This is a genomic window from Paenibacillus ferrarius (assembly GCF_002027705.1).
Classification (GTDB): Bacteria; Bacillota; Bacilli; order Paenibacillales; family NBRC-103111; genus Paenibacillus_E; species Paenibacillus_E ferrarius.
The window spans coordinates 1-22,599 of the sequence record NZ_MBTG01000025.1 but is presented as its reverse complement, the minus strand read 5'-3'; the positions used below and the strand labels follow the sequence as shown (position 1 = coordinate 22,599).

The following is a 22,599-nucleotide window of genomic DNA, read 5'->3' as shown; positions in this document are numbered from 1 at the left end:
ATAAGCAGTCTGACCGAGGTAACTCAGCGGACTGCTTTTTTGCGCAGCATGATTTAATCACGGGACGCCGTCAGTCGTTGATGCCAGTCTGCTTGGAGAGCCTCGATATCAAGATCCAAGCCGATGAGAACCAGATATGGCGCGCTCTCAAAAGAGGCGGGCTGCCAATTGACGCGTTTGCCGGCATATTGCATAAGAACGGATTCTCGCTCTGGACCGAGATGCAAATATCCTTTGGCGCGCAGCAGGGCTGCTCCCCATTTAGCTAAATAGCGATCCACGATGCGCTGTGTCAAAGGGAAATGCTCATCGATAGGCAGCGTGATCGTATGTATGCGCGAGAAAGATGCCGGATGACTGGATGGTTCATGGGGCGGCTGAGCTGGTTTACGGGCTTGGAACTGCAGTCTTCTATTAAAGGCAGGTGCTTGGGAAGCTGCGGGTTCTTGTGAAACAAGCGAACTGAAAACAAGCTCTAAATCAAACTGACTATGCGTCGTTGGCAGCAGCAGAGAACGCTCATTGGATTTGCGGATCGCTTTTTGTATCGATGTTAATTGTTTGTCAGAGACCAGGTCGATTTTGTTCAAAAGCAGCAGATCGGCAACCTCGATTTGTCTGCGCAGCGTATGAACGAGTTCACGGTCGGAGGCGAAAATGCTGTTATAGTCAAGCACATTCTCAGCATCAAGGACAGTAATGACCTTGTGCAGCTTTACCCGCGAAAGCAGCAGAGGTTCGGTCAAGGCATCGACGATTTCTTCCGGATTGGCTACACCGGTTAATTCAATAAGAATGACATCCGGCTTGCGCGCAAGCAGTTGTTTCACTGAATCGCTGATCTCGCTTTTCTTGCTGCAGCAAATGCAGCCATCGAGCAGTTTGGCTAGGTTCACATCAGGTGAGGCTTGCTGGAGAAGATGCCCATCCACATCTTGTTTGCCCAGCTCATTCATAAGAACGGCGGGTGTAAGGTTAAAGGCGGATGCTTCTTGAAGCATGCGGAGGAGCAGTGTTGTTTTGCCGCTGCCTAGAAATCCACTCAGTACAATAACAGGAACTTTGCTCAAAAGGAGATCTCCTTTATGATCGATTTTATAAGTAATTATTACGAATTAAATTGTAGTACAAAACCGTGGAGGCTGCAAGGCTCATTTTGGCACGGGGGCCGCGGCTGCTGGTTGCTTACTGAGCTGCAGGGCTAAAAAGAAAAGCCGGGCGCGCCCCTTCGTGGCGGCGCTTCCGGCTTATTTGCTTTTGGCAACATGCAGCAGCTCAGGGACGGTTACAAAGGTGTAGCCAGCTGCTTTGAGCTTGCTAATCAGCGGTCCGAGGGCTTGGACTGTGCCGGACAAGTCTTGGCTGTCAGCGCCACCGGAATGCTGCAGGATGATAGAGCCTGGCTTCGTTTGCTGCATAATATTGTTCAGCACCTGATCCGAAGATAGTGATTTCCAGTCAAGGGAATCGACATTCCAGTTCACAATCAAATAATGGTGGTCAGCGACCCATCTGACCTGCTCCTCATTGATCGCACCGTAAGGCGGGCGGATGAGCTTAGGTGCATAGCCAATTAAGCCTTGCAGCACACTTTCCGTGTTAATAATCTGGCTTTGGAATTTATCGACCGTCAGCTTAGGCAGATTGGCATGGCTGTAGGAGTGATTGCCGATAACATGGCCTTCATTCACGATCCGCCTAATAACATCGGGGTACGAGCTGGCCTTAGAGCCAAGCACGAAAAAAGTAGCCTTCACCTGATTCGCTTTAAGGACATCCAGCACCTTTGGGGTGAAGCGGGTGTCGGGTCCGTCATCGAAGGTGAGCGCGATTTTCTTTTCCTGAGCAGATCCACGCAGCTTGAAGGTGTCTGGATACTTTACGGCCAGTTGCGAGAGGGTTAGCTTTTTCTGAGATAGCTTAACCCGTCCTTGGTTTTTCTGAACAGGGACCGAGGGCTTCTTGGAAGCTTCGGGTTGTACGGTTTTCTTCGTGTTAGTTTTGGGCGCTGGGCTAGGCGCCAGAGCGGTTGGTGTTGTTTCAGGTTGAGCGGTCGCCGTAGGTGTTGCAGATGGCATGGATGGCGAAGCAGGCGTTAGCGTGCTCGTAATTGGCCTTGTTGCAGGCTCCTTATCGAGCTTACTGCTGTAAATAGGAGACTTTGCTGTGAATTCCTCTTCATCCACATGGGCATTTTGTGCAGAGCGCTGATCGTAGTATGGCTTTCTGTTGGATACACCGCAGCCTGCTGTTAACAGGCAAACAATGATGATGGAGCAAACCAGCTTTGTCATGGCAATCCCTCCGAGCATTATGAATATGCTCTAGCTTTTGTTAACGAGGGAGATCCTATCCAGTGAAAATATAGCAATCCAGCTGGACATGAACTATTTAGCGGCATAGACCGTCATTACATATATCTAGGACTGGTGAGGAGCCACAAAAAAAGGAGAGGAGTGCGGTTATGTTAGCCTTGATGAGCAACAAGAAATTAGTCATTGTTACGATTTTTCTACTGTGTGCAGGTTGTATTCATGAAGGAACTTCTGCGCCGTCTCCTAGCCCGAGGCCTTCCTTGCAAACCAAGTCAGATATCGGCTCTACGTTGATTTCCGGGCAGCAGGTCCGTGTAAATACACAAGCGAATCCCGTAAGGCTTATTCCCACGAAAGCACTTTCGTTTGTCGATGAGCTGCATGGATATGGTCTTGCCGCCAGCAATGATGAACTGACGTTTCTCCAAACAAGTGATGGGGGAGTGTCCTGGCAGGCGAAGAGTAAAGTGACTAATCAAGCCGGACCTAATTTGCTTTCCTTTCTGAATACGCGAATTGGCTGGATGTTCACAGGGGAGACTAGCACACGCAAGTCGGAGCTTCGATTAACCTCAGATGAAGGTCAGACATGGGAAGTGATTGCTCAGGATTTGCCGGGACTTGAAGGATCGAGAGGGACACCTTATTTTCGTTTTTTTGATCGGCAAAAGGGATTGCTGGCTGTCCGAACAGAGAAAGATTTGCAACTGATACGCACGCAGGATGGTGGCTTGACCTGGGGGGTATCCAACCGAATTCCGTTTCCTTCCAAAGAAGATGGCGTGTTTACGTTCCTATCCTCCACGGAGGGATGGTTTGTTGGACCTAGTAAGAAAGATAAAGAAACCATGATGCTTTACCATATGACCGATGGGGAAACGTGGGAGGAGGCAGGCAAATGGCCAAGCCCTGGCGCGCCGCAAGCGATTTCTTTTTCAGATGCGCAAAACGGCTTCCTTTTAATCAAAAAGAACACTAGTGGGGTGCAGGGGCAATCCTGGCAATGGCTCCAAACCAAAGATGGCGGCAAGACGTGGAGTCAGAATGAATTCCCTGGCACCTTCCAGCCACTGGAAAGCAAGCTGCAAGTGAGCTTTCCGAATTCAACCAGCGGCTGGCTGTGGGACGCCAGAGATTTGTGGGGCACGGCAGACGGGGGTCTGAATTGGCATTTATTAACCCATTAGCCGATTAACCTAGGATCTTTTGATACGTAACGATGTCGAGAAATGTGCCCCATTTGAAACCAACCTCACGGAAATGTGCGCATTGTATATAGCCGTTTTTGGTGAAGGTATGAATGCTGGGGTTGTTATCTGAGCAAATGGTAGAAATCAGCGAGTGGAAGCCGCGCTCTTTGGCTACCGCTTCAATGTGCTGTATAGCGGCAGAGCCAATCCCTTTTCCTACGCAATCCGGATGCAAATAAATCGTCACTTCGCCCGTCGTGTCGTAGGCTTGTTTCTTTTTATGCGGCATTACTTGTACATATCCTTGTACAATGCCGTCCAGCAGGATGACATCTGTTTGATAAAGCGGGTTCGGGTGGATCACACTTTCTGTGAATTCCGAGATCGTTACAGGTTCGGTATGAAAAGAAACCGTCGTGTGGACAACGAAATGGTTGTAAATCGCCATTAAAGCAGGGATATCGGACGCTTCTAAGGGTTTAAATAATAGGTTGGACATGAGACACGCTCCTTCATGACTGGAATTCGTAAGTGATTTTCATTCACGTATAACATTCTACGAAGAAAACCAAACTCCTTTTTCAAATAGACAACGAACCTTATTCCATGTAAGATAAAGTCACACGTTACATAGGAAGAACAGTTGACATCAGAATTGGGGGAGTCATATGTCGGGCAATTTAAGCTACATTCTCGTTATCGCTATAGGCGTCATCGTACTCGCAGGTCTTACCTACATGAATCTCCGTAAAATTAGCAAATCCACCGCGGATCTCACGCAGCTCAAAAAAAGAACGCTGCTCTGGAGCGAAATATCGCTGGCTCTGTTCGTTCTCCAACTATTTTTCCGGGATCGTCAAGGCGGATTTCTGCTGTTCTTTGGGATTCTCACCTTATTTACGGGCGCACACTATCTAGGCGTGTTGTACTATTCCAAAAAAAGAGGCAATTAAAAGGAAAGAGGCTCACAACAGTAGGAAAACTACGCTGGGAAGCCTCTTTCTATGTAGCTGGATTCTGCGTGCGAAGCCAGACCTGTTATTCGTTCCAGCTGGTTGGCTGAGTTCTGGTCGGAGTCTTCAATTTCTGATACCATTTCTTCTTTTTCTTTTGTTCCATTAAAGTTCTTAACTGCAGCATCACGAGCTTAGCTCTGTCTTCATCGGCATATTTGTTACGCATGCGCTCAAAAATTGTTGGATCTTGCATCGTATACCTGCTACCTTCTTTTCTGACTGTAGAATGAGTTTTATAAAATAATGCCGCCGCTGTATCTCAATTCATAAACTTTCGTATTCTGGGTATGAATCGTTTCGTGCCCCGAAAAGCTTTCAAAGGTGCCGCTCACTTCATTTTGATACAAATAGGAGTGCTCTTCGTGAGCCTGCGGGCCGCGGTAAGGATGCTCACTATCTACCATTCGCAGCGCATTCCTCAAAAAAGAAAAGAGGCGCACGGTCGTTTCCCGCGAAGCATCGGGCATCGTAATCCCGCCGGAATATACCATGGACCAGATGGGCCGGTCTCGATATTCCACCGTTTCTATACCTGTAAAGAAAGAAAAGCCAAAATAGATGTCTCTGTAGAAATAGTCGCCGGAGCGAATTTCTAATTGCTTGGAGCCATTGAGGAAAGAGCGAACAGTGGCTTCATCGCCTTGCGAGGCATAAGCTTGTTTTTTGGCTTTTACAAGGAAATGAGTTAAAGATTCAAATTCAATTGACATGCAGTACCCCTTAAATGATAGATTGCGAACGTATGATCCGATATTCATTTTAACGGAAGCAAAGCATATTGGCAATTGAAAAGTCAGATTGATTTTTAAGTTTTTTCATTATGCAAAGAACTTGTTGACCATAGCAAGTCCTTATGGTATTATGAACGAACTGAACTTGTGCAGGTTCGTAGCTCAATGGCAGAGCAACCGGCTCTTAACCGGTAGGTTGTGGGTTCGACCCCCACCGAGCCTATTCATGCAATAATCCCCACTTGCTTTTTAGCGAGTGGGGATTATTTTTTTGCGGTGCAATTATCGAGCTTTTTCTTTGTTTCCGAATGTACGCTGCGACTTTGGCCGGTAATCCTCGGTATTCTTATCACTGCCGATCAGATCCGTTAAGGATTTGACTAAAAGTGTTACAACGAACAAAAGAACAAAGGACCCTGAGTAGCTCCAGTTATCTAATTTATAAATACCAAGGGCGACGAAAATAGGTTCTGCAATATATGCATTCAACAGACAAACAAGCAAGTTTGCCACTAAGAAGATTCGCCATGGCGTAAACATTTGATAGGTGAGAGCGAAGATGCTTGGCACAGCCAGAAAATCAACAGCATTGTAGTTCTCAGTAAAACCAATGAACTCATGCGCATAACTCCATAGCCCGAAGAATTGGCCTGTTTGATCAAATGTTCCCAGGATGATAAAGCTCAGCAAGAAGGCTACCGTAATTCTAAGAGCTCTTCCTCGGTCCATAAGAAAAAGGAATGCCAAGAAAAACAGCAGATTAACCACGACAATAAACCACCATTGAAAAGTGAATAGATCATGATGAATCCACCAATCCATCTCTAATTGATGGAGCTTCTTCGATAACTCTTCTATTTCAGTAAGCATCACAGGAACACTCCTTATATTTACTTCGTTGTTGGAAGTATCGACCATACTTTTTTCGTCAGTAGTATTCCATATATGGGTAGAGTTATTCAAGAACCGTTTAATTAATCAAAGTGGACAACGGATGGGAAGAAATACGAAGCAGCATAAATAGAAAAAAGAAGAGGCTATTATCCTCTTCTTGGTAATAAATGATTAAATTAAACGATCTCACTCGAAACAATGGCTGTTACAATGTCGCAGGATAAATCCGTTTTTAGATCGTGAATATACCCTAGCGCTGTTTGCTCATCGATCCCCCTAATAACAGTGAAATAAAAGAGCATATGCTCATATAATGTAGCGTACTTCTCAAGCTCCTTTGGATTGTCTTTCACATATTGTCGGTGTTGAGAAACGAGTTTCTCTGTCATGTTGTTCAAGGCAGCTCCTCCAAGTAGGTTATAAGATCAATTTAACATATTTAGAAGGAGGAATGTGGATTTTTTGTGTCTTTTAACAAAGAAAAAATAAAGATTCGTAGGAGGAGAAGAAAGAAGCCGTTTTACCGGCTTTTTCTCTTGCTTCGATGAAAAACTAGCCATGCAATTCCGATACTGCCGAGAACTAGTGGAATACCAAGAGCAAGTATGTAACCCAGATGAAAAAGACTCAATCTAAATTCCCTCCCGTATGTCTCGTTAGTATATGTTTTAATTAAGACCATTTAATTATGTATGCGATTGAAAAAAGCTAACTGCAAAGAGGGAATAAAAAAACAATGTGATAAAAGGGAATAATTTGGTAAATTGTGCTAATATAGAGAAAGGAGGGGATTGTTTGATGTCCAAATGGGAGAAGATAGTAGCAATTAGTGCAGCTGCAATGGTGTTTGGAACCACTGCTTATGCAGAGTCCGTTTCGAACTGGGATTTACCAAGCAAAACAGCTGTGGAATCCGTGAAAATCGAGAATAAGATACTTATGACGACGAGTAAGCTCCAATGGAATGCTGATCAATTAAAACTGTTTCAAGATCATGATGTTAATCGTCAATTTTTTCCTGCACTGCTTTACAAAGTGAATCAATTCGATGACTTAAGATCAAAACTTATGTTCACCAATGCTCCTGGTGCTAAATTTACTAGAAAATTAGCCACCGATGCAGATGGCGAAGAAATCAAATTATCAATTCTGAACATTAATGAATTAAACAAAGATAAGACCTATGAATTCTATACGGCTTGGCTCCACACCGTGGAAGGGGATTCTCAAGTATCTTTTCGCTCTTTGCAAAGATATGCTCAACCCAATGGAACGCTTAATGATCTGGTCAAAACAGACGATGAGATTGCAACGATTAAGTTCAAAGATGCAGAGGAGACAGATAAGAAATATAGGGATTACTATCTTCCCAATTCGTTCGATAATCCCTTCCAGCAATATACATGGCAAGATGAAGCCAATACGGCCAAAGAGAAGAGTTACGCCTTAATTAATTCCAAAGATAAACTTGAATCCTATAAGCTTGGGGCCGCTCGAAACTTAAAATTTGCAACTGGCGGAAATAAAGTCAAATTTGCTATCACATTCAAAAATAACGCAATGATAAGACCTGATGAACTGGTTAAAACGTATAACTTGACCCTTTCTCAAATTTATGCGGCTGGGATTAAAGAGAATGAAGAAGAATATACAGTCAGTTGGTATGATACCGGCCTGGAAGTGATGACTTTGATGAGACCGAAGCAAACCGAATTTGTTAAATTCTATTTTACAGAATTAGAAGGTACGGCCTACGTAGAGGATTTACAGAAAATGAGCAAGGAGCCATATGTGGATGTTATTGAGATCGAAAGCAATGGGAAGCAGGTTCCAACAGGCGTACATTGGTTGAATAAGCTTTACGGCAATTAAGCCGCAAACGCAGAGAGCTGACTGCTTAGCATTCAGCTCTTTTGATATTCTTGGGGTTTGGGGGAGTGAAGCTTACCCCTTAGTGACTAAGTATCGGGTGGAAGATTGCAGGGTAGGAACTGTCCCATGATGCAGTCTCGCTCTAACGTTAGTTGCTTTTCATAAACCTGCAATTGTGCATCTTTTTTGCTCTTGGAGTAGCCTCAATCATGAAATTCCTGCGTTTGTGCAGGCTTTTGAGGCTTTTTCTGGATTAAAGGCTGGAAAAGATGGAATTACCTGCACAATTGCAGCAATTTCCACTTTTTAACCGAATTCACCCGAAAATTCCTGCACTTATGCAGGTTTTCATCGTCAGATGAGCCGAACTGAGCTGCTGGATTCTCAAGACAAATTGGGGATAGGGGCTCTAGTCCTGTGCCATCGTTTGCATACAAAATAGGCTTACAACTTTAACCGTTGTAGGCCTATTTTTTTATTATTACATCAAAAGGGGATGGCGGCCTCCTTAATTAATGCCACATTTTATCCGGTTCATTTTCATACAATTCTGCTGCTACCTGAATCTGTTCTGCCAGTTCTTTATCAGTGATAAATTCTAAACCAATAAGTGAACTAGGCAGCCTGTAAACAATAATCGTTAATCTTTGAAATGACAGCGATAATCTCAGTAGCTTCGAAACCATTTTCAATCAATGAACCTACGTTATTTAGGAATAATTCCACTTCATCGATTTCTAAGCGAATGGTTGCAATCCAATTTTCATTAAATGTATTGAGATCTCCAGGGAGTGTCTTGATATTCTGTTTAAATGATGAAAGCTTAACATATATGTTGCTAAAGAGTCTGTTAAACAAGATTGCTCTCCTTTAATCGTTTTGAGTTGATATGAAGGTATCTTCACGAGTTAAATCAATTCGGATCTCAGCGTTCTCTTTCATCCGTTTAAATGTATCATGAGAAATGACATAACTTCCAGCAGCTAGGTCGTGTAATGTCCTTTTCTTGTTGTTAAATGCCGCAATAAGACATTCAACGAAAGTGATAATTCCAATGAAATTGCCGATGGATGAAAAATACCCTTCATGAGTGCTAATAAAGTGGTTGATATCATTAGAACTAACTTTTAAATCAATTCCTTCTTTAAGTTTGAGCACCATAATAATGGCATATAGAAAGGTGAGTAGGTATCTAATTGAGGCAGTTCCTATATGAAGAAATCTCCCGTTCTTATCTACAATCCTAGCTTTACTAAGTAATTTTCCGGGCGTTCCGCCAAACTTGACGGTCATGAACACGTAATAAGCACAAAATAATAGCCAATAAATGATGAGTGGAAAAACGGAATTAATTTTAATCGATGTGCTTAGTGAGAATCTGTACAACAGAACGGCAGGAATGCCAATGATTAAAAAGTCCAAGAGATGCATCTGGACTCGCTTCCAAAAAGCTATGTATTGAATGTCGTTCTGTACTTGATTTTCGTATGCCATCATTTCTTCTTCCTTTGTTTTCGGTGCAAAGTTCGACAAAACTTCTCCCCCTAAAATAATATTTTTCATTGTATCATTAGAACTCAAATGTAACAATGTGGAAATTCTTTGTGGGAGGAAGAGTACCATTTCATTTCTCAAGATTTAAAGTAGAATATTAAACTTGCAGGAAAATGCCAAATATTGTCGAATTAGTTACTAGATAACCCAAAAATAAGGAGAAACTAGAAATGAATAAAAAACTAGTAGCTTTATGCATGGTATTGGTTCTGATCTTTGGAGTGGGAATTGGTGCGTATGCCGCAACGGATATTCGATTATTTGTTCATGGAAAGCAAGTTAACGCTGATATCCAAATTGTTAATGGTTTGAGTTATGTGCCATTACGCACAGTTTCAGAAGCATTAGGAGCAGATGTTAACTGGGATGAATCTAAACGTACAATTAATATCAAAAATACGAAAACGTATGAAGTTGAAACAACGATATGGTCTGGGAGTTTATTGATGAAAATTTCCAAAATTACCTTAGATACGGCATATGAAAATAGCAAAACGAAAAATCCCATTAATGCCATAATATTCGATGTGAGTATTGAAAATACAACATACTCCACATTGGAATGGTCTCCAACAAAGGGAAGTATTCGTTTGAATTATGATAACTTTATCGAAATAAGCAATCCCGTCAATTACTCGGATGACTTAAATGGCAGCTTTTCTCTACAGACAGTGAAAAAAGGAAAAATTGTAGTTCCAGTAAATATGAACTTGGACGATATCAAGACCATTGATTTTGTATTAGAAGGATCTACGGATGGAAGTAAATATAACCCTGTTCAGGCAATGCCTATTAAATTGAAATAGTTAGATGATGTTATCAAAAATACATATACGTATGTGAGTTATAAATGCCTGTGCGGATTATCGCGCGGGCTTTTTAAAAGCCGTAAGGAATATGTGGTTTTTAATGGTTTTTGTCTCCGTATTTTTCAATCGATATATTCAATTATTTGGCAAGATATGTTACGATATTTAGGTATACGATTTTCAACTATTCATATCGTGGCTTTTCCGGGGGGAACATTTGAGTAAAAAAGTAGTGTCATTAGTTATTTTAGCTGGTTTTATTATTATTGTATCTTACACATTGATTAATCATTTTTCAGTTAAACCTGTTGATTATATAATGTTGGATAGGTACGACGGTAATATGATTGATTTTAGTTTAAAAGATATAGACGGTCAATCACACGCTATAACTGGAAACAGTGGTAAACCTAAATTAATTAATTTTTGGACTTCATGGTGTAAGTACTGCAAAAAAGAAGCGGAAGAGTTAAATAAGCTATATTCAAAATATAGCAGCGAAATTGATTTTGTATCAGTAAATGTAACAATGAGTGATAATGTAGAAGATGCACAAAAATTCATTAAAGAATATCAGATAGGTTTTCCTGTTCTGTATGATGACAAAGGTACGGTTTCATCCCAGTATCGAGTTATGGGGATACCTACGAATTATTTTGTTCGAAAAGATGGCACAATTTTAGCGGTGACAGAGGATGTTAATTTCAAGAATGCGGATGAGTTAATTAAGAAGTTAATCGGAACAGAGTAGCAAATTAATTCAAATAATTAGATTAAAAAGAGCTGCCGAAATGCAGCTTTTTTCCGTACACATGGTACCTTATAATGGAAGATGTTCTAGCAAGTTAAATGAAAAAAGTTTCGGGGGTAGGTACATGGCATTAGATGGTCATATGTTTGATAGTAATAATGTTATGATAGACTTTTTTCCTATTGATGATGATTTGCATAAGGCTATATTTTATCAGAAAGAAAATGTATATAGAAGTTATCTTTATTTAAGCAGACTTTGTGATTATTATGAAGATGAATCATTTGATGGGGATGAGTTAAGAAAATTAGCGGATGACCTTTCAAATTATAAAGCAAATGTAGCTGTGGTTTATCATACATTAATCAATGAGTTATATGATAAGCTGTCTAACACTGCAATAGTTAAAGTTATTTTCTATGCTGATTAATTGTGAAGAATAGGAATATTTGTAATGAATGATTAGGGGGGACTGATTTGATGAATTTGATGGTTATTATTGTCATTCTATTCGTTGTTTTTTGTCTAATTGGTTTGTTCAACAAAGAAAGGAAGAGGGGAAGCAATTCTGCCCATGATCACAATCAGGGCTCTGATTTCTTTGTTAATAATTCTTCGGATCATGATATGAATCGCCATCACCACAATCATCATAATAACCATAGCCATATTCATCATGATCACCAACATCACAATCACCATCACCATCACAATGATTCCTCTAGCGGAAGCGGAAGTGACAGTGGAGGTGGGAGTGACAGCGGAGGCAGCAGCAGTAGCAGTAGCAGCGATTAATTGTGAGAGTCAAAATGGCTCTCTTTTTTATTTGATCTTATACCTGTTCCACGTTTATTTTCACACACCTCTCACACCAACGATTATAAGGTCAATTTAGTGCTATTTCTTTATCAAAAAATACGATAGATGCGATTTCCTTATCATTTATAACATGTTCAAAAGTTTTGATCGTAAGCATTTGGTCATTTAGATAATCTAGCAAATGCAATCCAGTAAAAATGCTAGTTGTTTCAGAGGAACCATCTTTATAGTTTATCGTGATAGGGTAGTTATCCGAATATTTATTTTGACCAATTTCCTTTAATCTACCGGCGGCTTCGTTAATCTCTTTCAATGATCTACTTTGAATCTTTAAAGAAATCGAAATTGGCGAGACGGAGATCGTGTTTAATAATGCCTCATAACCAAACATGGTAATGTTTTGATCAATCTGATAAAGGTTAGAGTACTCCTTGAAATCCAGCTTAAAAGCTGTTTCCCAAGAACCTGGTATGACCGTTTCAAAAATTCCCGGAAGTGGATCTGCTGCTTGTAAATCTTTGAATCTGAAATTAACGGTTTGTCCCGCGATTGAATTTTTAGTCATAATATTCATGACCAAGCTAATTTTATTGTCAACAGGATTTCCATCGTCGAGCACCTTGAATCCTATACTCTGATAGTCCTGATCAGTCGTAATCATGCTATCCCCGAAACGGTAACGCGCTGCATTTAGAACAGTGCCTTCTGGCGCAGTAAAGTTCATTAAGATATAGGTTAGATTGCTGTCGCCGATAACTTGCTTAATGGTAAGCGAGCCATTCTCGTTTGCCACTTGTTTGTCAACCATATAAGCGCCATTTGACAAATATTCTGCCTGCTCATTATTTACTGGGCTAAGAAATTTTAAGAATGTTTTATCTAATCCCGTATATGCCGCAGCAAAAGCTGTTGTCGTTAAGCAAACCATCAGCACGGCTGCCAATACTACAGATCTTGCGCGTTTCACGGGTGCAAATCCTCTGCGTCTTGTATTTTCGTTCTGGCTTTGCGCAAGAATGTTCTGAAACATTTTTTCGTTTTGTTCGGTTGTGGGCGTAAGGGCTTCGAACAGCCGATTAATATTTTTGTTGCTCAAGATAGTTCACTCCCAAATCAATTTTGAGGCGTTTGCGGCCTCTGGATAGTTGTGTTTGGATCGTGCTTTCTTTGTGTCCTAACATCTTTGATAATTCTTTTACCGAGTACTCCTCGAAATAGTAAAGATATAAAACTATTTTGTACTTTTCTGGAAGTGAAAGCAGTCTTGCAAGCACCTTCCCCGATGGCTCATGACCATTCCAAGAAGAAACTTCCGGTAAAGCATTTAGAGCCACACGACGGGTTGTCCACCAATTTGTAAGAACGTCTTTACAGTGATTTCTGGTGGTTACTATCAACCACGCTTTTTCATGTTCGTGGTCATTGAAGACCATTTGAGATTTGATCAGTTTTAAAAATACAGATTGAACAGCGTCTTCTGCATCAACGGGATTTTTCAAATAGATATAGCACAGCCTGTAAACTTGATCGACATGCCGTTGATAGAGTTCAGCCAACTCTTTATCCGTACGCAATAAAGAATTGTTTTCCATTTATTCGCCTCCTAAATACAACACGATTGATGACTCGAAAATATCCCATTACTCTGATATATTTTTTTGCATGTATAACAAACTTATCAATCGGCTGACTGGAAAAAAATATGTGTTGGAGGAGGTTCCTGAATTGGACAAAGGTGCATCCTTTTTGACTCTCGTTTGCAACGCGTTCCAAAACGCATCATAGGTGTACGTTGTTGTTACACCAAGCCCGCTGATTGTTTCAAATGCTTTAAATAACGGGCACGGATCAGTAAAAAGTACAGGAATTGGGCGGCAAGGAAAACGATGCAGACTGTTATGGCCGAATGGATCACCGGCGAATGGAACAGGTTATGCAGAGCGTAGAGCGCAACCGAGCTGTGGATGAGCGCGACCGCGAGCGGGACGAAAAACAATAGCGCCAACTGTAGATTTGCCACCTTCTCAAGCTCCTTGTCGGTCAACCCGATCTTCGTTATGGAACTGTACTTCATCTTGTCATCGTTCAGGTCGGTAAACAGCCGGAAATATAGAAAGCTTCCCGATGCAACAAAAAATACGCAACTGACAAACAACCCGACGAAAAGCATCAGATTATAGGTCCGCTTCATCTGTTCCTCCAAATAGGCAGGAGCTGCGAACCAAAAACCGGAAGTTTGTGCATATCCAAGCTGCCCAGCGATGGCTTCCCCCGTGTCCGCCGTTGAATCGGCGCTGTCCGTATCGTAAGCGGTTAGAAGCTGATCATTTTTCGGATTGCCAAAGGAGTCAAGCATCCGATCCTGAACGATCAACAGCGGTTCATCGACAATGGGAGGCGTGACAGCCTTTCCGATGGTTTGTTTCATGCCCAATGTGATGGATGTTCCCTTTACGGACCACTCGTGGTCCGGTAACGGCCGGTCTTTCATAGTCCAGATGATCGCGGCTTCATTTTCCTGCAGTGACAGTACCGGGTAATCCAAGGCTTTGGCAAGCTTGGAATACTCGGACAGGCGGATGAAGTTCAGTGATTGTCCATTTATCGAATCGAAGTTCGCTACATGGACGGACAATTTATCATAACGAATTCCCCGTTCTTTGAGCACTTGTTCGATTATTTTCGTTTGATCGGCTGCTTGCCCGACATCGCCGGTGGTTTGGATGTAGTTATAGGCGAACGGGTACGCATCCGAGATTTGTTTGTGGATTGTTTCCAGAAATCCCATCAAGCCGCCCATGGCGCAGATGGCGACTGTCGAAACGATCGTCACGAGAAAGAACATGCGGGCATTGTCCTTCATGCGGTAAGCCATGTCAGAAAAAACGAGCACATTCGTTTTGCGCAAAAAGACAGAACGGTTGCTTTTTAAAGTGCGAATCACAAACACGCTCAACTGTGTGTACAAAAAGTAAGTGCCGATGATGACCATGATCGTGACCGGCAAAAGAGCGAAAACGACAGTGGCGCCTTTAACCAGGAACGATATGATGTATCCCGCAAGAAGAAGGCAGATCGCTGTAATTGTAAGAAAAACGGATGATTTAGGCTCAGGCTTCGGTTTGGCGCCGCCTTTCAGCAGATCGATTGGCTTGCTGGCCCGTACGAATGCGGCAGTGAACGCGGAGATGACGAGAAACAACAGCACGAATGCGGACAGAGTGAGCAGAATTGCTTTGCTTGGCATGTAGTATGGCAGCGGGCTCATCTGCATCACATCGGCTCCGATCATCATGAATAGCTTGGCGAACAGCATGCCGGCGGCAAGACCAGCCGCAATGGAAGCGAAGCCGATCACCATGCTTTCGATAAAGACTATCTGTCGCAGCTGATTGTAGGTCATGCCGTGCATGATGAGCACGCCGAATTCCCGTTTGCGGGATTTCAGGAAGGCACTGAAGGAATAGAATACGAAAAAGATGGAGAACACATACACGATATATTCCGCAACCGTCATTGCCTCAACCGCCGACCAATTGAAACCGGAATTTCTAATTGCAGGGTGAAAAATAAAAACAGCATAAATGAAAAAGATCATCACCGAGAACGTGCTGCTCAGAAAAAAAGCGGCATACGTTCGTTTGTTCCGGCTAACATTGCGGAAGGCAAATTGTCGCAACGTCATTTAGTGACCCTCCCGACCCATGACCGTAATGGTCATCATGGACAGGATAAGCCGGGAACTCCTCTTAATTGACACGAAGCGGTGAAAGCTCATGTGCATTCCCTCCCATTAGCGAAAGCATATCGATAATCTGTTGGAAGAAGGCCTGCCGGTTGTTCCCCCGGTAAAATTCATTATAGAGCCGACCGTCCTTGATGAATACGACCCGGTGGCAGTAGCTAGCTGCGAGAGCGTCATGGGTGACCAGCAGCATGGTCGTATGATCGGTATGGTTGATGGCCTCCATCGTTTCCATGACATCACGTGAGGATTTGGAATCGAGATTTCCCGTCGGCTCATCGGCCAGCAGCAGCGAAGGGGAATGAATGATGGCCCTTGCAATGGCTGCCCTCTGCCGCTGCCCTCCCGACACTTCATAGGTTCGTTTATTCAAAACTTGGGTGATGCCCAGTTTTTCGGCCACCAGATGAAGCTTGGCGTCCATCTCCTTCACGCTTTTCCCATCCAGCGTAAGAGGGAGAATGATATTTTCCCCGATGGTCAACGTATCTAGCAAATTAAAATCCTGAAAGACAAAGCCCAGCTTCCGTCTGCGGAACAGGGCCAGATCGTGTTTGGATAACAAATGGGGGTTTTCCCCATTAATCAACACTTCCCCGGAGGTAGGCGTGTCGATTGTCGATACTACGTTCAGCAGCGTTGTTTTGCCGCTGCCTGAAGGACCCATAATGCCGACAAACTCGCCTTTCTCGACAACCAGATTCATGTCGCTCATCGCCCTATACGCGATGCTGCCATCATAAACTTTTCCCAGATTGCGCACGATTAACATATCCATATCAAGCATTCTTCCTTTCATACGGTCGGAATTTCCAATTTCCAAGGCTCTCTCGCATAATCATAACCGATCCTGGGTCGCTATCCCATCGATTATTCTTAAACAAATCTTACAAGGCTGTAATAAAAACAAAGCATGTTCAAGGAGCTTGAACATGCGCGATTCCCATCCATATACGTACTGCTGTTCCTTGTCCCTGCTCGGATTCAAGCTCGACGCGATGATCAAGCCGCGAGGCGATCTCCCGAACCAGGTAGAGCCCCATGCCAGTGGATTCGCTGAAACGTCTTCCGTTTTCCCCTGTAAAATACGCGTCGAACACCCGCTTGATATCCTGTTGCGGGATGCCGGCGCCGTTGTCCCGAATCTCAAGAACGGCTCGCTGTCCGCGGACCTCAGAGGTAATCATGATACGGCTGCTTGCGCCGGCCGAATACCGTACCGCATTGGTGATTAATTGGCCGAGTGCGAAGGCAAGCCACTTGTCATCGGACATGACCATCAATCGGTCATCCACCTGGATTTCCGGGAAGACCTTACTTCGGATGAATAAATTTTTGTGTTCAGCCGCCACTTTCCCGACCAGCTGACGAAGATGCACCGGCTCCGCTACGAAATCCTGCTCGAACGCATCCAATCGTGAGGTATACAGCACCGTGTCAAGCCCCTTCTTCAGCTTGTCTATTTCCTCTCGCATGCTGTCAAAGAAGGGGTCGGTTTCTTTCTGAACCGCAAGGTGCATAACGGATAGCGGAGTTTTCATCTGGTGCACCCATTGATTGATAAAGGTGATGTGATCGTTTAGCTTCTTACGGTACCGCTCAATATCGTTCTGATAAAGACGATACTTCCCCTGGAGCAGATGTCCAAGTGCATCCGCGAGCGGTGCGTTCCCGACAAATTCGGCCGATTCGTCAATTGACGGAAGAGGACGAGTCAGACTCCTATAAAATCGAAAATGGCGGATATAACGGTAGATCAAGTAAAAAGCGAATAAGGCCGTATTTACCATGCAGATGTACACAAGATCGAAGGTATTTCGGAAACCGGATAAGCGGCACATATAAACAGTCAGCAGAAGCTGCCCGGCATACATGAACACTAACGGAACATGTTCTCTCCAAAACAGCCTCATGGCTCCTCCCTCCAGAAAGGCCGTAGTTTATACCCGGCTCCCCGCACGGTTTCCAATGCTTCTTCAATGCCGAGCTCGGATAATTTTTTGCGGATGCGTGTGATATTGACATTAAGCGTGTTGTCGTCAACTAACTGTTGACTGTCCCACAGCTTGTCCAGAAGCCAATCGCGGCTGACCACCTTGGAGCTGCTTTCCATGAGTGTTTCCATCAGCAAGGATTCTTTATGACTGAGATCTACGCTTTTGCCGGATAAGGTTAGCTCAAGCCTTTCGGGATACAACACGAGTCCTGCGCATTCCACGGTCCGTTCCCTCTTGCCTAGGGCGTATGAGCCGTAAGCGCGGCGAAGCTGGCTCTTGATCTTGGCCATTACCACTTCATAATCGAAGGGCTTGGCGATATAATCGTCCGCCCCGTTCTCCAGCGCCATGACCTGCTCCATCTTGCCGTCGCGGGCGGAGATAAACAGAATCGGGCAGGTGGAGACCGTTCGAATTTGCCTGCACCAGTAATAGCCGTCGTAACGGGGCAGATTGACGTCGAGCAGCACGAGATCTGGACGAATGTCCTGAAACACCTCCATAACGCGGTCGAACTCCTGGACTGCTTCAGCCAGGTACCCGTATTTCTCCATATATGATTGAAGCAGCTGTGCCAGCTTAAGATCGTCTTCTACAATCAGGATACTAAACATAGGACTTGGCTCCTTTTCTGATTTAAAAAAACACCAGCATGCCTTCGCCGAAGAGCGATTGGAACTTACTGTGTTTCTATGGTTTGAATAGGCCGGATTAGGTTCCGTTGTAATCTCTATTATAAACGTAAGCGGCACTCTATCAAGCTGAAAAGAAACCGGTTTACGAGTCCTCCAATACCGCAAGATCGAATTACAAAATTGTAAGGTAGATGTAAGGCAAATCGATAGCTTAGGCCAGCCTGGCCGGATAAGATTGGAACAAACGAAAATAGAAATCTTTTAAAAGGAGAATCGAGATGAGGCTGTTTGAACTGCTGCTTTTTTTGTCAAACATCGGCTTGTTTGCATTAACAGTCCTATTAAAAAAAGGACGGCGTAGAATTCCAGTATTCGTTGCAAGCGGGATCGCCACACTTTTACTGGTCATTCATTGGACGGTGGAGGGATACAGATTTCAGCTATTTTTCCCATACTGCATAACGATCATTTTTTTAGCCATTTCAGGTTATAGCTATTTCAGAAAAACCGGCCCCCAAAAAATCCCGCGATTCATGTTGGGTTCAGCTTATACCGTTATAGCGATAATGCTGGTCGTAACAGCGGGTTTTATGTATGCTTTTCCTGTATTTAAACTACCTGAACCGACAGGCGAATTTAAGGTAGGAACGCAAACTTTTCATTTCGTGGATACGAATAGGGAAGAGATTTTCGGCGAAGCCAGAGATGGTAAGAGAGAATTGATGGTTCAGGTATGGTATCCGGCTCAAGCTGGCACCGGCAAGTACGCTCCCTTTATTCCCGATACCCGGATTTTACGTTATATGGCTGCGAACTATGGCCTTCCCGGGTTTACTTTTGGGCACCTGAAGTACGTATCCAGTCATGCTTATTCGGGGGCCGAAGTCTCTTCGGCACAGACTTCATACCCGCTGATCCTTGCGAATCCCGGCTTCGGCTCTTCCAGGTTCCTCCACACGTCGCAAGCCGAAAATCTCGCGAGTCATGGATATATCGTGGCAGTGATCGACCACACCTACAATACATTTGCAACCGAGTTTCCAGACGGTCGAATCACGACCATCTCAACCAACGACTTATTCTCGCCCGACCATGATTACCGGACGGAAAGCGGAAATCGCGACAAGTTGGGAAAAGTTCTAACCGGCGATGTGGCGTTTGCGCTGGACCAATTCGAGATTATCCAATCGGGGCAGATTCCAAGTCATCTAAAAGGGAGGATTGATCTCGGTCATGTCGGGGTGTTCGGTCATTCCATCGGCGGAGCGACGGCCTATGACGCTTCTTACGATCCGCGAATCGCGGTTGGAATAGACTTGGATGGAGGGCTTTATCGACTGCGTTACAGAGAGGGTCTGCGAAAGCCGTTTTTGTTCATCAACTCGGAAAGTGAATTCGAAAAATTAAAAATGGTGATGGATAACCGGGTCTACACGGAGGCAGAGCTTAAACGTATGGGCAACACAAGAGAGTGGATGGATCAAGTAACGGAAGACAAAAAATTGGAGCTTGAACGGATGCGCGAATCGGTCGACTCAGGGGGACAATTCCTCTATATCGAAAATTCGGAGCATTTGAATTTCGCCGACGTACAGTTCATTTCTCCGATATTCAAAATGCTGGGCATTACAGGAAAGATTGCGCCAGAAAGAGCGAACTCCGTTATCAATGCTTATATGCTGGATTTCTTCGATAGGTATCTGAAAAATCAAGGCGGAGTCTTAATGAAAGGACCGGATAGCCGCTTTCCGGAGATGAAGTTCGTAACCTCGCTATGATAAATTACGGAAAAGCTGTAGATCTCCTTACGTTCCACCCAAAAATCCCCCACTGGCCTATTGGCTGGCGGGGGATTTTTGGGTTTCGATTTATTTCGTTTTAAACCAAACTCCACCAGTTCCGTCATTTGCCCTTGCGTAAGTTATCAAAGGAGAAGTATCTTTTTTATCTACTTGTAGGGCAAACCATCCAGTATTTTCAGCGCCTACGTATAAACTTGTGTTGATTGTAGGCGCAGGGGATACAACCGATATAGCATCGTAATCCTTGCCTTGGGTTGATACTAAGGTGAAATGAACGGAAGAGATATCAACTTTTGTATCCTTTTTCTGGTTTCCAGTGATTTTAACTGTGGCATTAACCAACATATATTCTTTGCCTTCTGCTGGCGGTGAGTTGAATTTATTGGTATTTTTAATCAATGCCCAGGCATCATTGCCGCGAATAACATCTTTAATACTCACTTCACCTTCATAATTTTCTAGGATGGACTCCTTTTTAAAGGTTAGCGTTGTGTTAACAGGAGCTGGATTGCTTCTCGAGTATCCAACTAAAGAAGTGTCCGCCTCTTTCCCAATGTGTATTTCGCGTTTGGCTTCATCCCATCGAACTTCCTGACCTAGAGCCTCAGCGACAAATTTCAAAGGAACATAACTTGATCCATCAATAATCTCAACGCTTGCCGTTGTCTTCTTGCCATTGACGAAAAGTTTTATATCCGAAGCTGCATAGGCACCGACCGCAACAGATGCCGCTATTATTCCACTAAGTCCAAGAGCAATTAATAATTTCTTCTTCAAGTAAATTCCTCCTCAATTTGTATCCTCACATATTCTCTAATGTCCACGCCAAATCCTACCAGATAGTCTGATATTGTCGATTTATAACGAAATTCCTGCCTTTCTTCCAAAATTTGTAGACCAACAAAGGATGTCTCGTTATAATCGGAAATGGGAATAATAACTAGTATTGGGGGATTTTCTTTGAAATTATTTAAATCAGCTGCAATTGCTCTAATAACAACTCTAGTACTGACAGCATGCGTAAACGGAAAACAGCAAGAGGAGAAGAAAGATACAAGCAAAACAACGGTTGCTAAAGCAGATCAAACAAAAGCACCGGTGCCAACGCCAGATCAGCTTTTGAAAGAGGGTACTTCTTCGAATGTTAAGATAACCGTAGAGAGTATGGAGAGTAAAGAAATAGTCGGTGACAATGAATTGCTTAGAGCAACTGCAAACGGTGTATTCAAAATTATCAAGTTAACTGTTGTAAATAATCAAAAAGATGCAATAACGGTAGATGCTGCAAGTTATAAATTATATGATGATCAAAAGAGAGAATTTACAAGCTCTTCAGATGCAATGATGGCAGTCGGAATGGATAAATCTTTTTTCTTAAAAAAGCTTAATCCCGGACTTAGCATTACTGGATATGTGGCCTATGATGTTCCTAAAGATGCAAAAGGGTTATATTTAAAGGCACAGGGCGGTTTCACGGGAAAAGAAATCAAGTTAAAAGTTGAATAGTAATTAAAATCAACCCGGGCTTGGAGGCTCGGGCTTATTTTATTTTTTCCTTCAACTACCAATAGCGAGGAGGTACTCTAAAGTGTAACATTATTATGGGTGCAGAGCCCAAATGGGATTCGCGGCTGCTATGCGGCTGCCAGTTTTTGAGGAATTTATTATTTTGGGGGATGACTTCATGGAATATCATGTAAAACATAGGGAAACTGGCGAAGAGAAGACGCTTAATCATCTTGAGGTCAATGACATGGAGTATGGCGATGGCAGTCAAATCATCGTATTTGATAAGGCTTTGGAAGCATATGTATTGCTTGATGATAGTGAGTAATTGGCACAAAGTGGATGCTTACATTATTCCTTAGATGAGTACAATATTTATGTTTCAAATTACTCAGACAGGTGGGATGATGTCATGACAACACACGACAAACAACAAGAGAATCACGCTAAAGACCAAAAGGATAACAAACCAAATCATGGTAAGAGCAGAAAAAAGAAGTAGTAGGAATAAGGCATTGATGAACATAATTTAGGTGGTAGCACGAAAAAGCCCTTGGATGTTTGATCTGGACCCTTTGTCAAGGACACTTGAAAAAACTCAGTTTAAATCTAGACAGCTAACAATAGATGATTCCTGTATTGCACAGGGGTCATCTTTTTTAATCCCCATTGATATCGATTGTTGTTGTAGTAGCGGATGTAACCGTCAATCTTACGTTGTAGTTCTGCCAATGTTGGGCAGCTGCGATGGTCAACATGGTCCTTCATATGACCGTAAAACGACTCCTGTGGCGCATTGTCCCAGCAATTCCCCCTTCTAGACATCGATTGACCTAATCCCTTTTGCTTCAAAAGTTTTTGGTATGTGGGACTCGTATAATGACTCCCTTGATCCGAATGGATGAACGCTTTCTTGTGCAACTTCAATTTTCTTTGCTTCATGAGTGCCTCAATCGTGTCTGT

The 22,599-nt window shown here is 43.2% G+C and carries 27 protein-coding genes and 1 tRNA gene; 10 read left to right on the top strand and 18 right to left on the bottom strand.

What is annotated here, in order from left to right; translation table 11 throughout:
• Window positions 1-53: 53 nt before the first annotated feature.
• The gene (locus tag BC351_RS25070) at window positions 54-1,070 is read right to left on the bottom strand and encodes a CobW family GTP-binding protein (RefSeq protein ID WP_244209168.1); all 1,017 of its coding nucleotides are present in this window, start codon (window positions 1,068-1,070) and stop codon (window positions 54-56) included.
• A gap of 177 nt (window positions 1,071-1,247) precedes the next feature.
• Window positions 1,248-2,294 carry a polysaccharide deacetylase family protein gene (locus tag BC351_RS25065; protein ID WP_144028522.1) on the bottom strand — a complete coding sequence of 349 codons (1,047 nt, stop codon included), beginning with the start codon at window positions 2,292-2,294 and terminating at the stop codon, window positions 1,248-1,250.
• Between the two features lie 170 nt (window positions 2,295-2,464).
• Between BC351_RS25065 and BC351_RS25060 the strand changes: the two genes are divergently transcribed.
• Entirely contained in the window at window positions 2,465-3,502 is a 1,038-nt protein-coding gene (locus BC351_RS25060) for a WD40/YVTN/BNR-like repeat-containing protein (RefSeq protein WP_079416163.1), read from the top strand.
• A gap of 4 nt (window positions 3,503-3,506) precedes the next feature.
• On the opposite strand, the gene BC351_RS25055 is transcribed toward BC351_RS25060, so the two are convergent.
• Window positions 3,507-4,004, bottom strand: a complete 498-nt coding sequence (locus tag BC351_RS25055) for a GNAT family N-acetyltransferase (protein WP_079416161.1) — start codon at window positions 4,002-4,004, stop codon at window positions 3,507-3,509.
• Window positions 4,005-4,173: 169 nt separating this feature from the next.
• On the opposite strand from BC351_RS25055, the gene BC351_RS25050 reads away from it, so the two are divergent.
• Window positions 4,174-4,458 (top strand): hypothetical protein, encoded by a 285-nt coding sequence (locus tag BC351_RS25050; protein ID WP_079416159.1) that lies wholly within the window; start codon window positions 4,174-4,176, stop codon window positions 4,456-4,458.
• 85 nt (window positions 4,459-4,543) lie between these two features.
• Here BC351_RS25050 and BC351_RS42410 read toward each other — a convergent pair whose 3' ends face one another.
• Both BC351_RS42410 and BC351_RS25045 read right to left on the bottom strand, forming a co-directional pair.
• Window positions 4,544-4,714 (bottom strand): hypothetical protein, encoded by a 171-nt coding sequence (locus BC351_RS42410; RefSeq protein ID WP_158082222.1) that lies wholly within the window; start codon window positions 4,712-4,714, stop codon window positions 4,544-4,546.
• A 40-nt stretch (window positions 4,715-4,754) separates the two neighbouring features.
• The gene (locus tag BC351_RS25045) at window positions 4,755-5,231 is read right to left on the bottom strand and encodes a DUF5680 domain-containing protein (RefSeq protein ID WP_079416157.1); all 477 of its coding nucleotides are present in this window, start codon (window positions 5,229-5,231) and stop codon (window positions 4,755-4,757) included.
• A gap of 172 nt (window positions 5,232-5,403) precedes the next feature.
• On the opposite strand from BC351_RS25045, the gene BC351_RS25040 reads away from it, so the two are divergent.
• Window positions 5,404-5,475, top strand: a tRNA-Lys gene (locus BC351_RS25040).
• A 59-nt stretch (window positions 5,476-5,534) separates the two neighbouring features.
• Here the strand turns inward: BC351_RS25040 and BC351_RS25035 are convergent.
• Window positions 5,535-6,122: a CBO0543 family protein gene (locus BC351_RS25035; protein ID WP_079416155.1), complete on the bottom strand. Its 588-nt coding sequence runs from the start codon at window positions 6,120-6,122 to the stop codon at window positions 5,535-5,537.
• Window positions 6,123-6,322: 200 nt separating this feature from the next.
• On the bottom strand, window positions 6,323-6,544 hold the full coding sequence (locus BC351_RS25030; RefSeq protein ID WP_079416153.1) for a hypothetical protein: 222 nt from the start codon (window positions 6,542-6,544) through the stop codon (window positions 6,323-6,325).
• Window positions 6,545-6,941: 397 nt separating this feature from the next.
• Here BC351_RS25030 and BC351_RS25025 point away from each other — a divergent pair, with 397 nt between their 5' ends.
• Window positions 6,942-8,018 carry a hypothetical protein gene (locus BC351_RS25025; protein ID WP_144028521.1) on the top strand — a complete coding sequence of 359 codons (1,077 nt, stop codon included), beginning with the start codon at window positions 6,942-6,944 and terminating at the stop codon, window positions 8,016-8,018.
• A gap of 615 nt (window positions 8,019-8,633) precedes the next feature.
• Here BC351_RS25025 and BC351_RS25020 read toward each other — a convergent pair.
• Together BC351_RS25020 and BC351_RS25015 are read right to left on the bottom strand one after the other, a co-directional pair.
• Window positions 8,634-8,876, bottom strand: a complete 243-nt coding sequence (locus tag BC351_RS25020; RefSeq protein WP_079416149.1) for a hypothetical protein — start codon at window positions 8,874-8,876, stop codon at window positions 8,634-8,636.
• A gap of 12 nt (window positions 8,877-8,888) precedes the next feature.
• The gene (locus BC351_RS25015; protein WP_158082221.1) at window positions 8,889-9,581 is read right to left on the bottom strand and encodes an RDD family protein; all 693 of its coding nucleotides are present in this window, start codon (window positions 9,579-9,581) and stop codon (window positions 8,889-8,891) included.
• Window positions 9,582-9,742: 161 nt separating this feature from the next.
• Here BC351_RS25015 and BC351_RS25010 point away from each other — a divergent pair, with 161 nt between their 5' ends.
• From BC351_RS25010 to BC351_RS25000, 3 genes are all read left to right on the top strand, one after another.
• A complete protein-coding gene (locus BC351_RS25010) occupies window positions 9,743-10,378 on the top strand; it encodes a stalk domain-containing protein (RefSeq protein WP_079416145.1) in 636 nt (211 codons plus the stop codon).
• 220 nt (window positions 10,379-10,598) lie between these two features.
• Window positions 10,599-11,132 (top strand): TlpA disulfide reductase family protein, encoded by a 534-nt coding sequence (locus BC351_RS25005; RefSeq protein WP_079416144.1) that lies wholly within the window; start codon window positions 10,599-10,601, stop codon window positions 11,130-11,132.
• 124 nt (window positions 11,133-11,256) lie between these two features.
• Complete coding sequence (locus BC351_RS25000) at window positions 11,257-11,562, top strand: hypothetical protein (protein WP_079416142.1); 306 nt, start codon at window positions 11,257-11,259, stop codon at window positions 11,560-11,562.
• A 95-nt stretch (window positions 11,563-11,657) separates the two neighbouring features.
• On the opposite strand, the gene BC351_RS24995 is transcribed toward BC351_RS25000, so the two are convergent.
• From BC351_RS24995 to BC351_RS24965, 7 genes are all read right to left on the bottom strand, one after another.
• On the bottom strand, window positions 11,658-11,843 hold the full coding sequence (locus BC351_RS24995; RefSeq protein WP_144028520.1) for a hypothetical protein: 186 nt from the start codon (window positions 11,841-11,843) through the stop codon (window positions 11,658-11,660).
• 175 nt (window positions 11,844-12,018) lie between these two features.
• Complete coding sequence (locus BC351_RS24990; RefSeq protein WP_079416138.1) at window positions 12,019-13,047, bottom strand: hypothetical protein; 1,029 nt, start codon at window positions 13,045-13,047, stop codon at window positions 12,019-12,021.
• Entirely contained in the window at window positions 13,028-13,543 is a 516-nt protein-coding gene (locus tag BC351_RS24985) for an RNA polymerase sigma factor (protein ID WP_079416136.1), read from the bottom strand. Before BC351_RS24985 ends, BC351_RS24990 begins: the two co-directional genes overlap by 20 nt.
• A gap of 206 nt (window positions 13,544-13,749) precedes the next feature.
• Window positions 13,750-15,636, bottom strand: coding sequence for an FtsX-like permease family protein (locus BC351_RS24980; protein WP_079416134.1), 1,887 nt, complete (start codon window positions 15,634-15,636; stop codon window positions 13,750-13,752).
• 64 nt (window positions 15,637-15,700) lie between these two features.
• Window positions 15,701-16,474, bottom strand: coding sequence for an ABC transporter ATP-binding protein (locus BC351_RS24975; protein ID WP_079416299.1), 774 nt, complete (start codon window positions 16,472-16,474; stop codon window positions 15,701-15,703).
• Between the two features lie 139 nt (window positions 16,475-16,613).
• A complete protein-coding gene (locus BC351_RS24970) occupies window positions 16,614-17,609 on the bottom strand; it encodes a sensor histidine kinase (protein WP_079416126.1) in 996 nt (331 codons plus the stop codon).
• Entirely contained in the window at window positions 17,606-18,307 is a 702-nt protein-coding gene (locus BC351_RS24965) for a response regulator transcription factor (protein ID WP_079416124.1), read from the bottom strand. The genes BC351_RS24970 and BC351_RS24965 overlap by 4 nt, the downstream gene beginning before the upstream one ends.
• 299 nt (window positions 18,308-18,606) lie before the next feature.
• Between BC351_RS24965 and BC351_RS24960 the strand changes: the two genes are divergently transcribed.
• Window positions 18,607-20,106: an alpha/beta hydrolase family protein gene (locus tag BC351_RS24960; protein ID WP_079416122.1), complete on the top strand. Its 1,500-nt coding sequence runs from the start codon at window positions 18,607-18,609 to the stop codon at window positions 20,104-20,106.
• A gap of 90 nt (window positions 20,107-20,196) precedes the next feature.
• Here the strand turns inward: BC351_RS24960 and BC351_RS24955 are convergent, their stop codons facing one another.
• Window positions 20,197-20,907, bottom strand: coding sequence for a copper amine oxidase N-terminal domain-containing protein (locus BC351_RS24955; RefSeq protein ID WP_244209167.1), 711 nt, complete (start codon window positions 20,905-20,907; stop codon window positions 20,197-20,199).
• A 183-nt stretch (window positions 20,908-21,090) separates the two neighbouring features.
• Between BC351_RS24955 and BC351_RS24950 the strand changes: the two genes are divergently transcribed.
• Both BC351_RS24950 and BC351_RS24945 read left to right on the top strand, forming a co-directional pair.
• Window positions 21,091-21,636 carry a DUF4352 domain-containing protein gene (locus tag BC351_RS24950; protein WP_244209166.1) on the top strand — a complete coding sequence of 182 codons (546 nt, stop codon included), beginning with the start codon at window positions 21,091-21,093 and terminating at the stop codon, window positions 21,634-21,636.
• Window positions 21,637-21,748: 112 nt separating this feature from the next.
• A complete protein-coding gene (locus BC351_RS24945) occupies window positions 21,749-21,964 on the top strand; it encodes a hypothetical protein (protein WP_079416116.1) in 216 nt (71 codons plus the stop codon).
• 281 nt (window positions 21,965-22,245) lie between these two features.
• Here the strand turns inward: BC351_RS24945 and BC351_RS24940 are convergent.
• Window positions 22,246-22,599, bottom strand: a 354-nt coding sequence (locus tag BC351_RS24940) for an IS3 family transposase (RefSeq protein WP_144028443.1), incomplete at its 5' end; no start/stop codon positions are given.